Below are 13,264 nucleotides of genomic sequence, written 5' to 3' on the forward strand. Positions count from 1 at the left end.
GCTTCTAGTTGGATTTATCTTTTTCCAAAGAGTTGTAGGCGTGTTCGTTTATAAGATACAAAGCCCGTAGCTGATAGCGACAAAATGAGTCCTCTAACCTTATTTTTCATTTCGAGCAGCATAGAATTCTCATAAAACTTTCACCCCAGGGTGGAAGTTTTTCTACTCTTTGTTATAATGGATAGTAGGAGAAGATCATGACTAAAATTGCTTTACTTTCAGATATTCATGGAAATACGACAGCTTTGGAAGCTGTCCTAGAGGATAGTCGAAAAGCCAAGGTGGATGAATATTGGCTCTTAGGAGATAGTTTGATGCCAGGAACAGGCAGACGCGCTCTTTTGGAGCTGTTAGAGGAGCTTCCTATTACGGTTAAAGTCCTTGGAAACTGGGAAGATAGTCTTTGGCGCGCCATGAGGGGGATGTTGGATGAGACTAGACCAAGTCATCGCTACCTTATGCGCCAGTGTCAATATATTCTTGAAGAAATCACGCCTCAGGAAATTGAAGCCATGCAGGAAATGCCCATGCAGGTCCATAGAGAAATCGCCGGTTTAAAGATCGGCATTACCCACCACTTACCCGATAAGAATTGGGGTCGGGAATTGATCCACATTGGTGAGCAGAAGGATTTTGATCGCTTGGTGACAAATCCGTCTTGTGATATTGCAGTCTACGGACACATTCACCAGCAGTTTTTCCGCTACGGGACAGGAGGAGAACTGATTATCAATCCTGGGTCGATCGGTCAACCTTTCTTTTTGGAAAAGAATCTTCGCAAGGATCTTCGGGCCATGTATGCTATTCTTGAATTTGATCAAATGGGCCTAAAAGATGTTGATTTTAGACGGGTGGACTATGATGTCCAAAAAGAACTACAACTCGCAAAAGATCTCCATCTTCCTTATTATCAAGTGTATTATGAAAGTTTGGTCAATGGCATTCATCATACCCACAATCATGAGCTACTTCATGAGATTGAGCAGAGAGAAGGTCATGATCGAGAAATCGATGCTTGGTTAGAGGACTTTTTTCAAAAGTGTAACTGTTGACATTACAACAAAAACTAGTATAATAAGGGTAGTAAGAGTCGTCTGTTGACAATCGTCCAATGGATGTCACTTTCAGAACAGGCAGAAAGGAGAAAAGACATGCAAATTTCGAGTCGGTTTACCATTGGAACCCATGTACTAGTGATGATTGCCCTAAAAGGGGACTGTACCAAGGTGACCAGTGATATGATTGCTGAGAGTGTTGGGGTGAACCCGGTCATTATTCGAAAGACCTTGTCTCAGTTAAAGAAAGCGGGATTGATCCATGTAGCGCGTGGGACAGGAGGAGCTGAACTCGCTAAAGCAGCCGATGAGATCAGCCTGCTGGATATCTATCAAGCGGTCGAATGCTTAGGTTCGACAGGCCAATTATTTGGTTTCCATGAAAACCCCAATCCAAATTGCCCAATAGGTCACAATATCCATCATGTCTTAGATGGGAAGCTCGAAGACATTCAGACTGCTATGGAAAAAGAGATGGCTCAAACCAGCCTAAAAGAAGTCGTAGAAGACGCGCAGAAAAGAATGGACCTCGAATCGGTTTCATAAGAAAAAAGAGAGTGGGACAGAAATCGGTCATTCGTTAGAATTCGATTTCGTCGTCCCACCTCCGAACAGTTGAGTAGGCTGTAAAAGCTGATGAAATCAGCGTAGTAGAGACTACTCAACCACTGCGTCTTGTTCGACAATCCAAAAACAATTAAGAGGCTAGGACTTTTGTCCCAGCCTCATTTTTTATATTTATTGACGAAACATTCTGTTTGCTGCGACTTGGATCTACAAAAGGATTAGTCAAAGTAAAGCAAGTCTTTGCTGGTTTCTGTAAAGAGTCCAAAGCCGTCTTTTGTGACATAGCCGCAGTCTTCGATACGGACTCCGACTTTACCTGGGATATAGATCCCAGGTTCGACTGAGAAGCACATGCCTTCTTCAAGCACCAGGTCATTTCCTTCCATAATAGAAGGGAATTCATGCACATCCATACCGATACCGTGTCCAAGGCGGTGGTTGAAGTATTCACCATAGCCAGCTTTTTCGATGACGCTCCGTGCAGCACGGTCAACGTCATGTGCGGTTACACCAGGTTTGATCATATCGATGGCTGCTTGTTGAGCTTCTAACGTCAAGTGGTAGATTTCTTTTTTGAAATCATCCGGTTTTCCAACCGCGACGGTACGGGTCATATCAGACGCATAACCATTCACCATACAGCCAAGGTCAAAGAGCAAGAGAGCATTGTTTTCGACTTTATTGCTTCCAGGAATACCGTGGGGGTTAGCTGCATTATTCCCCGTCAGGACCATAGTTTCAAAGCTCATTTCATAGCCCAAGCGTTTGATGCCAAAGTCGATTTCTGCAACGATATCAGTTTCTGTTTTATCCAGTGAGATGGCATCAAATCCCATATTGACAGCCTTATCTGCGTATTGACCGGCAACCAACATCTTTTGGATCTCATCAGCAGATTTGATCAAGCGCATGCGGTTAATCCGTGGTGTTAAGTTAGTAAATTCCGCTTTTTCAAAGACAGTGCGCAAACCATTGTACTTGGTCAGAATCAAGTTATCATATTCAAGTGCAACAGTTTTGGCATCTGGTTTAGCGATAGCCCCTTTAATCTTTTCCCAAGGGTTTTCAGAATCTACATAGCCAACTACTTGGAAATCGACAACAGCAGTCGCCCGTTCCACTTCAAGTGCAGGAACGAAGAGAAGGGGTTCGTGGTCTGTATAGACGAACAAGAAGAGTTGGCGTTCGTGGGGATCACAGTAAAATCCAGTCAGGTAATTGATCGTGACAGGATCAGATACAACAGCGACGTCTGTTTTTTCAGTTTCAAGAAAATCGACGATTTGATCTAATTTAGACATAATGCTACCTTCTTTCTATGGATCTATTTTGTCAAATTTTCCCTAAAAAAGCAAGAGTTTACAAAATTTTACCAAAATACTTGAAAGTGTTTACAATACATGATAAAATAGGATTAATTAGAGGATGAAAACGAAATTTTCAATAATGAAAGGAAATCTTATGAATACAGACGATACAGTAACGATTTATGATGTCGCCCGTGAAGCAGGGGTTTCAATGGCAACCGTTAGTCGTGTAGTGAATGGAAATAAGAACGTTAAAGAAAATACACGTAAAAAAGTTTTGGAAGTGATCGAACGCTTGGATTACCGTCCAAATGCTGTTGCGCGTGGTCTTGCCAGCAAGAAAACCACAACAGTCGGTGTTGTGATTCCAAACATTACCAACAGCTATTTCTCTACCTTGGCTAAAGGGATTGATGACATTGCGGAAATGTACAAGTACAACATCGTCCTTGCAAATAGCGATGAAGACGATGACAAAGAAGTTTCAGTAGTAAACAACCTCTTTTCAAAACAAGTGGATGGAATCATTTTCATGGGCTATCACTTGACAGAAAAGATTCGCTCAGAGTTTTCACGCTCTCGGACGCCAGTCGTCCTTGCTGGGACAGTCGATGTAGAACACCAATTACCAAGTGTCAATATCGACTACAAGCAAGCGACTGTTGATGCTGTTGCACAATTGGCAAAACACAATAAGAAAATTGCTTTTGTAAGTGGCCCATTGGTGGATGATATCAATGGAAAAATCCGTTTGGCTGGCTATAAAGAAGCTTTGAAAACGAAAAAATTGAGCTACAGCGAAGGACTTGTCTTTGAATCGAAATACCGTTATGATGAAGGTTATAACTTGGCAGAACGCATCATTGCGTCAAAAGCAACAGCTGCTTTTGTGACAGGTGATGAATTGGCTGCAGGTCTCTTGAACGGCTTGTCTGATCACGGTATCAAAGTACCAGAAGACTTTGAAATCATTACTAGTGATGATTCACAAGTAACTCGTTACACACGTCCAAATCTATCAACGATTGGCCAACCCTTGTATGACCTTGGTGCGATTAGTATGCGTATGTTGACCAAGATCATGCACAAAGAAGAGTTGGAAGAACGCGAAGTGCTTTTGTCTCATACGATCAACCAACGTGGAACGACCAAAAAATAAGGATTAGTAGACTAGAGTCTCGACTTGGGAAGACGTGTCTACTAGTCTGAGAGGCTAGAACAGAACTGTTCTAGCCTCTTTTTATATGTGTCATTAATCATAAGTAATGATGAAGTGAAATTGAATGAGTGTTGGTTCAAATATTGATGTGTAAGTTACAATTAAATCGTTCTAGAGTTTGTTAAAATACCATACAACAAAATATGATGAATTTGTTTTGTTTCGTCTTCTATGTTTTTATTTGGAGATAGATGATTTCCTGTGCTATTGAGAGCACTCATGACGTTTAATATAACCTCTGTTGACAAATCTTTAGCAATTATATTTTCATTTTTACCTAGCTCAATATATGCACGATATATTTCACGCTTTTTCTCATCTATCGCTTTTGTCATAAGTTTCGTAAAAGTAGGATCCTCTAACGTTTTTTCTTGAAAGTAGTTAGAAATCTGTTGGCTTATTTTTTTCTGACATAAAGCTAAGGCTTGATTTAATTTTGATTTATAATCTATATTACTGAGTAGAATGTTTTCAGCTTCTTGTATGATGTCTTTAAACAATTCATTAATACATAAAGCTACTAAATTATCTTTCTTATCAAAGTAATTGTAGATTGACACAGGAGAAACTTCTGCGACTTTTGCAATTGATTGTATACTTGTTTCTTTAAACCCTTTTTCTTTAAATAAAGAAAGAGCAGACTGAATAATAGCTTGCTTCTTTTTTTCTGTTGTTTTTTGATATTGATTCATTTGAACACTCCATTTGATATCAATTATAGCACAACTTTGAAATTTATCTCAGATTATTTCATTAATTCTTGACGATATCTGATATTTACAATACAATTAAGTTTGAAATATAATTAATGTTATTTCAAACTTATAATAATTGAGGGAAGATATTTAATGTTAACTGAATTTCTTATTAAGCAGTCTCAAAAACCTAGTGGTCTTATTGGTAGAGTCATCACAAAAATATGGTCATTCTATTTTAAAAAACTTAGTCTTTGGGCGATTAAACAGACTACTATTTCAGATAATTATAGAATTTTAGAAATTGGTTACGGTGGCGGGAGTACTATCAAGAACCTTCTTGCTTTAAATAAAAATCTTGAGATTCATGGTATTGATATTTCTAAGGAATCATATAGAACTGCCCAACGTGTTCATTCAGATTCCATAAGAAAAGGTAGTGTCCAACTTAAGATTGGAAATGTGGAGAATATGCCTTATCAAAATAACTATTTTGATAGAATATTTGCTATTCAGACCCATATTTTTTGGAAGGATATAAAAAAGAGTTTTCAAGAAGTTTATAGAGTCATGTCCAGCAATTCTACTTTGATAATTGCTTCTGAAAAAGAAAAAATACATTATCATATGACAGATTATCGTACAAGTCATGAATTTAGTCAGTTACTAACAAGTATTGGTTTTTCAAAAATTGAGGAAAAACAGAATCGCAATTGGATTTTGTATACTGTATATAAATAAAATAGAATTTTAAATTTCGAACAGAACTGTTCTAGCCTCTTTTTTATACTGCAAACAGGTAGAGACTTGCTGGGCACTCTTTATTTCGGTATAATAGAGGGTATGAAAGTTTTACTGTATTTAGAAGGAAAATCCGTCTTACAAAAATCAGGAATTGGTCGAGCCTTGCAGCATCAAATGCATGCGCTTGATTTGGCTGGGATTCCGTATACGACAGATATTTTAGGAGATTATGATGTGGTGCATATCAATACCTATGGCCCACGGAGTTTCCTTTTGCTCCATGCAGCAAAGCGTCGTGGAAAGAAAGTCATCATGCATGGCCATTCAACCCGTGAGGATTTTGAAAATTCCTTTATCGGGTCTAACTTTTTTGCGCCCTTGTTTGGGAAGTATTTGGCTCACATGTACCAAAAGGCAGACTATGTGATCACGCCATCTGAGTATTCCAAACACCTGATTCAGTCTTATGGGGTGACCACACCGATTATCGCGGTCTCCAATGGAATTGATTTGGAAAAATACAAGAAGGATCCGAAAAAAGAAGAAGTCTTTCGCAAGCATTTTAATATCCAAGAAGACCAAAAGGTTGTCATCTGTGCAGGGCTTTATTTTAAACGCAAAGGGATTGAAGATTTCGTAGAAGTGGCCCGTCGCATGCCGGATGTGCGCTTTATTTGGCTTGGATCGATTAACAAATGGATCATTCCGGGTAAGATTCGTCGCATAGTGGAAAAGGATCATCCTAGTAATGTGGAATTCCCTGGCTATTTCAAGGGAGCGGTCTTCCAAGGGGCTATGACGGGTTCAGATGCTTTCTTCTTCCCATCTTATGAAGAAACGGAAGGAATCGTTGTTTTAGAAGCCTTGGCTAGTCATCAGCATACGGTCTTGCGGGACATTCCCGTATACAATGGCTGGATCGACGAGAGCTCATCTGAATTGTGCCACAATGTGGATGAATTTGTGGATTCCTTGAACAAGGTCTTGAACGGACAAGTAGATAAGCGGGAGGCTGGCTACAAGGTCGCTGAGAGTCGTTCGATCGACTTAGTGGCTCATCAATTGGTCGAAGCCTATCAAACAGTTTTGGAGATGTAAGATGCGTGTAGGATTATTTACAGATACCTATTTCCCGCAAGTTTCGGGAGTGGCGACCAGCATTCGGACGCTCAAAACAGAATTAGAAAAATTGGGTCACACGGTCTTTATCTTTACGACAACGGATAAAGATGTGAACCGCTATGAAGATTGGCAAATTATTCGGATTCCAAGTGTGCCTTTCTTCGCCTTTAAGGACCGCCGCGTTGCTTATCGTGGTTTTTCAAAGGCACTTGCCATTGCCAAGCAATACCAGTTGGATATTATCCATACACAGACTGAGTTTTCATTAGGCCTTTTGGGAGTTTGGATTGGACGCGAATTGCGGATTCCAGTCATTCATACCTACCATACCCAGTATGAGGACTATGTCCGCTATATTGCGAGAGGCATGGTCATTCGCCCAAGTATGGTCAAATACATTGTGAGAAGTTATATGAATGATCTGGACGGCGTCATCTGCCCAAGCGAGATCGTCTATGACTTGCTCCAAAAGTACAAGGTCAAGGCAGAAAAACGCATTATTCCGACAGGGATTGATTTGGCCAAGTTTGACCGGCCAGAAATCACTCCGATAGAGACAGCTGCTCTTCGTGAAAAATATGAAGTCGCAGATGATGAAACGCTTTTATTGAGCCTGTCGCGGATCTCTTATGAAAAAAATATTCAGGCTGTCATTGCGGCTCTTCCTGATGTCCTTCAGGTCAATCAAAAAGTCAAGTTGATTGTGGCTGGGGATGGACCTTATCTAGATGATTTGAAAAAACAAGCGGCAAAGCTTGGGGTTTCAGATGCGGTTGTCTTTACAGGAATGATCCCACCCAATGAAACAGCTCTCTATTATAAGGCGGCTGACTTCTTTATTTCAGCTTCAACGAGTGAGACGCAAGGGCTGACCTATTTAGAGAGTATTGCGAGTGGTACCCCGATCATCGCTCATGGCAATCCTTATCTCGATCATGTGATTGATGACCCTATGTTTGGGAAACTCTTTTATGAGGAGAGCGATCTGGCCCAAGCGATTCTTGAAGCGATTGACGAGATGCCTGCAATCGACGAGACCAAGTGGGCAGAAAAGATTGATGATATTTCTGCAGCAACCTTTGGCCGTCGGGTCTACGAATTTTACCTGGATAAAATCATCTCTAAAGACTTTTCAAATGATTTGAATCCTGAGCAAAGTCGGGTCAAGCGAATGTCTAAGACCATTGTGAAAATCCCGACCAAGGTGATTGCTCTTCCGGTCAATGGATCTGTGAAGATGATGAAGGCTTCGGTCAAACAAGTGAAGAAAATCCGTAAAATCACTCATTTCTTTGATTGAAAATGAAACTTTTTCTTGCAAAATTTTTCAATCGTGCTATAATAACTGACAGAGACATATCAAATCTAGGAAATCTGATAGAGAGCGCGTGGGGCTGGAAATCGCGTAGAGGATAGGTTTGGGACTACTCGTGATTCTTTTATGCAAACATAAAACGGTGGCTACGTTAGAGCCAATCAGAGGTGTCCCTCTTTTTTGAGGAACATAAATGAAGGTGGAACCACGTTGCGACGTCCTTTTGAGGAGGTCGCTTTTTTGTTTGGAGGATAGTCAATCGCAAAAAGTGAAGATGGAGATTGATATGAAGAAAACATTGTTCTGGGTGATTGCCTGTATCTACTTTATAGTCTATGTATGGCTAATGAAAACTCTTAGTCTATGGGGTTCAACGTACATTGTTTTCTTTGCATTTATGGCATTTATCCCTCTTATACCATTTCTTGCTCCTTTTCTCGGTATCTTAATGTTTTTTAAGAAAAAGGAACTCGTGATAGCAGGATATCTTTTAAGTCTTACTGCTGGTATTTATCTATTCAATGCACTAAGAAGCTATCCGATAAGGATATACATGGGTAGTAAAATAATGACTGATGAGCAATATATGTCTTTAATCCTTTCCTTGGTAAGTTATTTACTTATTTCAACTGTTTGTTTTATTTATAGGATGAAAATGTTAAAGCATCATTCAGTTAGATAAACAAATATAATTGTTCTTTATAACTAACCCTTTGCTATTTCTTCAAGCCTCAATTTTAACATACGATAAATATTTAAGGAGAAAACCATGATTAAGATTACTTTCCCTGATGGCGCTGTTCGTGAATTCGAATCAGGCGTTACTACTTTTGAAATTGCACAAAGCATCAGCAATTCCCTAGCTAAAAAAGCTCTTGCTGGTAAATTCAACGGCAAATTGATTGACACTACTCGTGCCATCACTGAAGATGGAAGCATCGAAATCGTGACACCTGATCACGAAGATGCTCTTCCAATCTTGCGTCACTCAGCAGCTCACTTATTCGCTCAAGCAGCTCGTCGCCTCTTCCCAGATATTCATTTGGGTGTTGGTCCAGCGATTGAAGATGGTTTCTACTACGATACAGACAACCAAGCTGGCCAAATCTCTAACGAAGACCTTCCTCGTATCGAAGAAGAAATGAAGAAAATCGTGAAAGAAAACTTCCCATCTATTCGTGAAGAAGTGACCAAGGATGAAGCGCGTGAAATCTTCAAGAACGATCCATACAAATTGGAATTGATTGAAGAACACTCAGAAGACGAAGGTGGTTTGACCATCTACCGTCAAGGTGAATATGTAGACCTCTGCCGTGGACCTCACGTCCCATCAACAGGTCGCATCCAAATCTTCCACCTTCTCAACGTTGCTGGTGCTTACTGGCGTGGGAATAGCGACAATGCCATGATGCAACGGATCTACGGTACTGCCTGGTTTGACAAGAAAGACTTGAAGAACTACCTTCAAATGCGTGAAGAAGCTAAAGAGCGTGACCACCGTAAACTTGGTAAAGAGCTTGATCTCTTCATGATTTCTCAAGAAGTTGGACAAGGACTTCCATTCTGGTTGCCAAATGGTGCGACCATCCGTCGTGAATTGGAACGCTACATCGTCGACAAGGAAATCGCTGCTGGCTACCAACACGTCTACACTCCACCAATTGCCTCAGTTGAACTTTACAAGACTTCTGGTCACTGGGATCACTACCGTGAAGATATGTTCCCAACTATGGACATGGGTGATGGTGAAGAATTCGTTCTTCGTCCAATGAACTGTCCTCACCACATTGAAGTCTACAAACACCATGTGCACTCTTACCGCGAATTGCCAATCCGTATCGCTGAAATCGGTATGATGCACCGTTATGAAAAATCTGGTGCCCTTACAGGACTTCAACGTGTGCGTGAAATGTCTCTGAATGATGGTCATACCTTTGTGGCTCCAGAACAAATCGAGGAAGAATTCAAGAAGATCCTTCAATTGATCATCGATGTGTATGAAGACTTTAACTTGACAGATTATCGTTTCCGCTTATCTTACCGTGATCCTGAAGACAAACACAAATACTTTGATAACGATGAAATGTGGGAAAATGCTCAACGCATGTTGAAAGCAGCCGTTGATGATATGGGTGTTGAGTACTATGAAGCTGAAGGGGAAGCAGCCTTCTACGGACCAAAATTGGATATCCAAGTGAAAACAGCTCTTGGTAAAGAAGAAACTCTTTCAACTATCCAATTGGACTTCTTGCTTCCAGAACGCTTTGATCTTCATTACATTGGAGCAGACGGGGAAGAACACCGTCCAGTCATGATCCACCGTGGGGTAATCTCAACCATGGAACGCTTTACTGCGATCTTGATTGAAAACTACAAGGGAGCTTTCCCAACCTGGCTTGCGCCACACCAAGTAACCCTTATCCCAGTATCGAACGAAAAACACGTGGACTACGCTTGGGAAGTAGCTAAGAAACTTCGTGATCGTGGTGTTCGTGCTGATGTGGATGAACGCAATGAGAAAATGCAGTTCAAGATTCGTGCTTCTCAAACTCAAAAAATTCCTTACCAATTAATCGTTGGTGACAAGGAAATGGAAGAGCAGGCTGTAAACGTTCGCCGTTATGGTCAAAAAGAAACAGAAACCATGCCGGTAGATGCATTTGTAGAATTGATTCTTGCAGATATTGCAAATAAATCTCGTGTTGAGAAATAAAACGATCACAGTTTGAAAAATATTTTTTAGTAAGAAAAAGCAACAACTGAAATAGTTGTTGCTTTTTCTATTTTGTTTAACCTGAGCTAGTAGTGATCGGTCAAACCACCACAAATAGTATCCTCATCAACGATCCTTTCTATCCACTAACTTTTGGATATAGGATATCCTCCCAAGATTTTCTTCCTCGAGTTAGATAAGTTGACTATCCTCAGTCCTTGTCTGCCTCAATTTCTTTTACGATGTTATCTTGTGAATCTTTTTCAGAGAGTTTTTGATCGATATACTTGTTAATGGTTTCATAAAATTCCTTGGTCATCTCACTATCTAATTTTGTCGAATTATGGACTTGATTGACTTTCAATTGAACAGATTGAATACCGTAAGAGGCTTGTTTTTGGTGGAGTGTTTCTAATTCTTCTTCTGAAATCGGATCTCCAACAACCGTCAAGACCAATTCATTGTTACTTGACTTGTAGACTTGATTAATAACCGTATAATTGGCGAACTCTTTTCCTACAAACTGTTTGATCCCTTCTTTGCGCGCTTGTTCTATTGTCAGAGTAACTGCCGAATAGCTAGCTGGAAGAATCAACAATACAATCAAAGATATCAAGCCAATTCTCATTTTAATGCTCAGCTCTTTAAATGAAGTTAAAGGAGATTTTCTCATCAAAATTCTTGTTCCAACAATGTTGGCTAGCATGATAAAGACACAGTTGATCAAGAAAAGATAGAGAGCCCCCAATAAAAATCGTACATTCCCATTAGCTAAACCATAGCCAGCAGTACAGATAGGCGGCATCAAAGCTGTAGCAATGGCTACTCCTGGCACGATATTGTTTGCTTCTTTTTTCCTTGAACCGATCACACCAGCAATCCCACCAGCAATAGCAATGAGAACATCCCAAATGGTTGGAGAGGTTCGTGCGATCAACTCGCTACTTGCATAAGACAAGGGAGAAATCCAGAAATACAGAGTCGAGACAAGCAAACTGACCAACACTTGAGTCAATAAAACCTCTAGAGATTGCTTGATTAAACGCGTATCAAAAATAGCTAAACCGAATCCCAGTCCAACAATCGGTGTCATGAGAGGTGAAATTAACATGGCTCCAATAATAACAGCTGTTGAATTCATATTTAGACCGATAGAGGCAATAAAAATTGCACACATCAAAATCGCTGTATCTCTCAATCGAACATGAAGGTCATCGTATAATTTCTCACGGTATTCCCGTGTTGAATAATTGGCAGTCATTTGTCCTCTCCTCTTTCCTTATTTAAATCGGTATAATAATTAATAATAACAGCTGATAAACAGCCAAAAAATATGAGCCCATAAATCGTCAAGAAGACACTGGTAATCCTTCCAATCAAGGTCACAGCTAGGAGATCCCCGTAGCCGACAGTCGTCGAAGTCACAAAAGCATACCAAAGACCGTCTCCGTAATTTGTGATAGCAGGTTCAACTAGGAAAAGCACGCCTCCTGACCCAAAAACAAAGGTCACAAAACTCAGAGCAAACCGAGTAAAACCCGTAACCTGTATAATATGCCATAACATTTTTAAACGTCTCATTTGTTCTCCTTATTCATACTAGCTCCTGACCGAGCCGTTTTTTCCAATAATCAAAGTGAAGATAGGACATGATCTCCATCAGAGAAAGATAGACAAACTGATAGATCTGATTTAAGCTGATTATCAACTGATATTGTTTGAAAAATGACTGGAAGAAAGACCAGATATGACTGTCTTGAATCAGTCCCTTCTTAACATCAGACAGGATATTAGCTAAAGCTCCCAAGGACTGAAACGGTAAATCCTTGACATTTATATAGATCCGGTCCACCACATCATTCAGACTGGTATCTTGGATGGCATGAAATTCTCCAAAGAGAACTCCTGCCGCTCCAAGAGTAGAAACAAATTCCACCAAATAATTTCTGAGGAAATTTTCTCAACCTTTTCCCATAATGTGTTTAGTGCCATCCATAACGATCCCAACCAGAAAAAGGAAAGAAAACAAGCAAAGAAATTTTGCCGTAAATCCCAAAAAGCTTCAAGACTTGGTGTTGTTGGTTTTTCTAACTCTAAAATCAAGATGGTCATAATAATTGCTAGAACAGCATCTGTCAATACAATTAATCTGTCTTTCTTCATCGGATTGCATCCCCTTTCTTTTTTGTAACATTCTATCTTATCGCATAATATTGGATATTCTTTCATAATCCGACTACAAACAAAAATAAACCAAAAAGTCTGTCCCTATTATGCTATATTTAACTCTAGAAGTATTCATCCATCTAATTAATAAATATATCATATTTCACAATAAATGAATACTATCAAAGATTCATCCCCTTTCACTTCATCATTTAGTGTTGCTTAGATTTATCAAAAACAACCAAATTTGTATTAATTTCAAGTATCACCTAGTTACAAAAATTTGGGGTGAACAGAAAAAGCATCCCGTATTTTTGATACGAAATGCTTTCAATAAGTTTAAATAAGTTTTAACGTTTAC

At 39.7% G+C, this 13,264-nt stretch carries 14 protein-coding genes; 8 read left to right on the forward strand and 6 right to left on the reverse strand.

Features of this window, described 5'->3' with window-relative positions; translation table 11 throughout:
• The first annotated feature begins 197 nt into the window (after nt 1-197).
• The gene (locus QM870_RS04070) at nt 198-1,052 is read left to right on the forward strand and encodes a metallophosphoesterase family protein (RefSeq protein WP_414368719.1); all 855 of its coding nucleotides are present in this window, start codon (nt 198-200) and stop codon (nt 1,050-1,052) included.
• Between the two features lie 99 nt (nt 1,053-1,151).
• On the forward strand, nt 1,152-1,601 hold the full coding sequence (locus tag QM870_RS04075; RefSeq protein ID WP_045759708.1) for an Rrf2 family transcriptional regulator: 450 nt from the start codon (nt 1,152-1,154) through the stop codon (nt 1,599-1,601).
• A 239-nt stretch (nt 1,602-1,840) separates the two neighbouring features.
• Here QM870_RS04075 and QM870_RS04080 read toward each other — a convergent pair whose 3' ends face one another.
• Nucleotides 1,841-2,923, reverse strand: coding sequence for a M24 family metallopeptidase (locus QM870_RS04080; protein WP_272107021.1), 1,083 nt, complete (start codon nt 2,921-2,923; stop codon nt 1,841-1,843).
• 160 nt (nt 2,924-3,083) lie between these two features.
• Here QM870_RS04080 and ccpA point away from each other — a divergent pair, with 160 nt between their 5' ends.
• A complete protein-coding gene (gene ccpA / locus QM870_RS04085; RefSeq protein WP_061591300.1) occupies nt 3,084-4,088 on the forward strand; it encodes a catabolite control protein A in 1,005 nt (334 codons plus the stop codon).
• A gap of 161 nt (nt 4,089-4,249) precedes the next feature.
• Here the strand turns inward: ccpA and QM870_RS04090 are convergent, their stop codons facing one another.
• The gene (locus QM870_RS04090; RefSeq protein WP_024055141.1) at nt 4,250-4,840 is read right to left on the reverse strand and encodes a TetR/AcrR family transcriptional regulator; all 591 of its coding nucleotides are present in this window, start codon (nt 4,838-4,840) and stop codon (nt 4,250-4,252) included.
• Nucleotides 4,841-4,996: 156 nt separating this feature from the next.
• On the opposite strand from QM870_RS04090, the gene QM870_RS04095 reads away from it, so the two are divergent.
• From QM870_RS04095 to thrS, 5 genes are all read left to right on the forward strand, one after another.
• Nucleotides 4,997-5,584 carry a class I SAM-dependent methyltransferase gene (locus tag QM870_RS04095; protein ID WP_021153618.1) on the forward strand — a complete coding sequence of 196 codons (588 nt, stop codon included), beginning with the start codon at nt 4,997-4,999 and terminating at the stop codon, nt 5,582-5,584.
• 102 nt (nt 5,585-5,686) lie between these two features.
• On the forward strand, nt 5,687-6,685 hold the full coding sequence (locus QM870_RS04100) for an LTA glycolipid anchor biosynthesis glycosyltransferase, IagA/BgsA family (RefSeq protein WP_414368722.1): 999 nt from the start codon (nt 5,687-5,689) through the stop codon (nt 6,683-6,685).
• Between the two features lies 1 nt (nt 6,686).
• Complete coding sequence (locus QM870_RS04105) at nt 6,687-8,009, forward strand: glycosyltransferase family 4 protein (protein ID WP_414368724.1); 1,323 nt, start codon at nt 6,687-6,689, stop codon at nt 8,007-8,009.
• A gap of 301 nt (nt 8,010-8,310) precedes the next feature.
• Nucleotides 8,311-8,706, forward strand: coding sequence for a hypothetical protein (locus tag QM870_RS04110; RefSeq protein WP_281137815.1), 396 nt, complete (start codon nt 8,311-8,313; stop codon nt 8,704-8,706).
• A gap of 87 nt (nt 8,707-8,793) precedes the next feature.
• Entirely contained in the window at nt 8,794-10,737 is a 1,944-nt protein-coding gene (gene thrS, locus QM870_RS04115) for a threonine--tRNA ligase (protein ID WP_342986342.1), read from the forward strand.
• Between the two features lie 211 nt (nt 10,738-10,948).
• Here the strand turns inward: thrS and QM870_RS04120 are convergent, their stop codons facing one another.
• The 4 genes from QM870_RS04120 to QM870_RS04135 are packed head-to-tail and all read right to left on the reverse strand — an operon-like array spanning nt 10,949 to nt 12,900.
• The gene (locus tag QM870_RS04120) at nt 10,949-11,998 is read right to left on the reverse strand and encodes a DUF389 domain-containing protein (RefSeq protein WP_414368726.1); all 1,050 of its coding nucleotides are present in this window, start codon (nt 11,996-11,998) and stop codon (nt 10,949-10,951) included.
• On the reverse strand, nt 11,995-12,318 hold the full coding sequence (locus QM870_RS04125; protein WP_001253404.1) for a potassium channel family protein: 324 nt from the start codon (nt 12,316-12,318) through the stop codon (nt 11,995-11,997). Before QM870_RS04125 ends, QM870_RS04120 begins: the two co-directional genes overlap by 4 nt.
• Before the next feature lie 13 nt (nt 12,319-12,331).
• Nucleotides 12,332-12,673: a hypothetical protein gene (locus QM870_RS04130; RefSeq protein WP_000397556.1), complete on the reverse strand. Its 342-nt coding sequence runs from the start codon at nt 12,671-12,673 to the stop codon at nt 12,332-12,334.
• On the reverse strand, nt 12,598-12,900 hold the full coding sequence (locus QM870_RS04135; RefSeq protein ID WP_004240734.1) for a TMEM175 family protein: 303 nt from the start codon (nt 12,898-12,900) through the stop codon (nt 12,598-12,600). Before QM870_RS04135 ends, QM870_RS04130 begins: the two co-directional genes overlap by 76 nt.
• Between the last annotated feature and the right edge of the window lie 364 nt (nt 12,901-13,264).

The organism is Streptococcus parasanguinis (genome assembly GCF_047463195.1).
In the GTDB taxonomy this organism is placed as follows: domain Bacteria; phylum Bacillota; class Bacilli; order Lactobacillales; family Streptococcaceae; genus Streptococcus; species Streptococcus parasanguinis_R.

Bases quoted from the DNA above. Each gene is read 5' to 3' on its own strand.
- QM870_RS04070 (WP_414368719.1), top strand. From the start codon at position 198: ATGACTAAAATTGCTTTACTTTCAGATATTCATGGAAATACGACAGCT.
- QM870_RS04075 (WP_045759708.1), top strand. From the start codon at position 1,152: ATGCAAATTTCGAGTCGGTTTACCATTGGAACCCATGTACTAGTGATG.
- QM870_RS04080 (WP_272107021.1), bottom strand. From the start codon at position 2,923: ATGTCTAAATTAGATCAAATCGTCGATTTTCTTGAAACTGAAAAAACA.
- ccpA (WP_061591300.1), top strand. From the start codon at position 3,084: ATGAATACAGACGATACAGTAACGATTTATGATGTCGCCCGTGAAGCA.
- QM870_RS04090 (WP_024055141.1), bottom strand. From the start codon at position 4,840: ATGAATCAATATCAAAAAACAACAGAAAAAAAGAAGCAAGCTATTATT.
- QM870_RS04095 (WP_021153618.1), top strand. From the start codon at position 4,997: ATGTTAACTGAATTTCTTATTAAGCAGTCTCAAAAACCTAGTGGTCTT.
- QM870_RS04100 (WP_414368722.1), top strand. From the start codon at position 5,687: ATGAAAGTTTTACTGTATTTAGAAGGAAAATCCGTCTTACAAAAATCA.
- QM870_RS04105 (WP_414368724.1), top strand. From the start codon at position 6,687: ATGCGTGTAGGATTATTTACAGATACCTATTTCCCGCAAGTTTCGGGA.
- QM870_RS04110 (WP_281137815.1), top strand. From the start codon at position 8,311: ATGAAGAAAACATTGTTCTGGGTGATTGCCTGTATCTACTTTATAGTC.
- thrS (WP_342986342.1), top strand. From the start codon at position 8,794: ATGATTAAGATTACTTTCCCTGATGGCGCTGTTCGTGAATTCGAATCA.
- QM870_RS04120 (WP_414368726.1), bottom strand. From the start codon at position 11,998: ATGACTGCCAATTATTCAACACGGGAATACCGTGAGAAATTATACGAT.
- QM870_RS04125 (WP_001253404.1), bottom strand. From the start codon at position 12,318: ATGAGACGTTTAAAAATGTTATGGCATATTATACAGGTTACGGGTTTT.
- QM870_RS04135 (WP_004240734.1), bottom strand. From the start codon at position 12,900: ATGAAGAAAGACAGATTAATTGTATTGACAGATGCTGTTCTAGCAATT.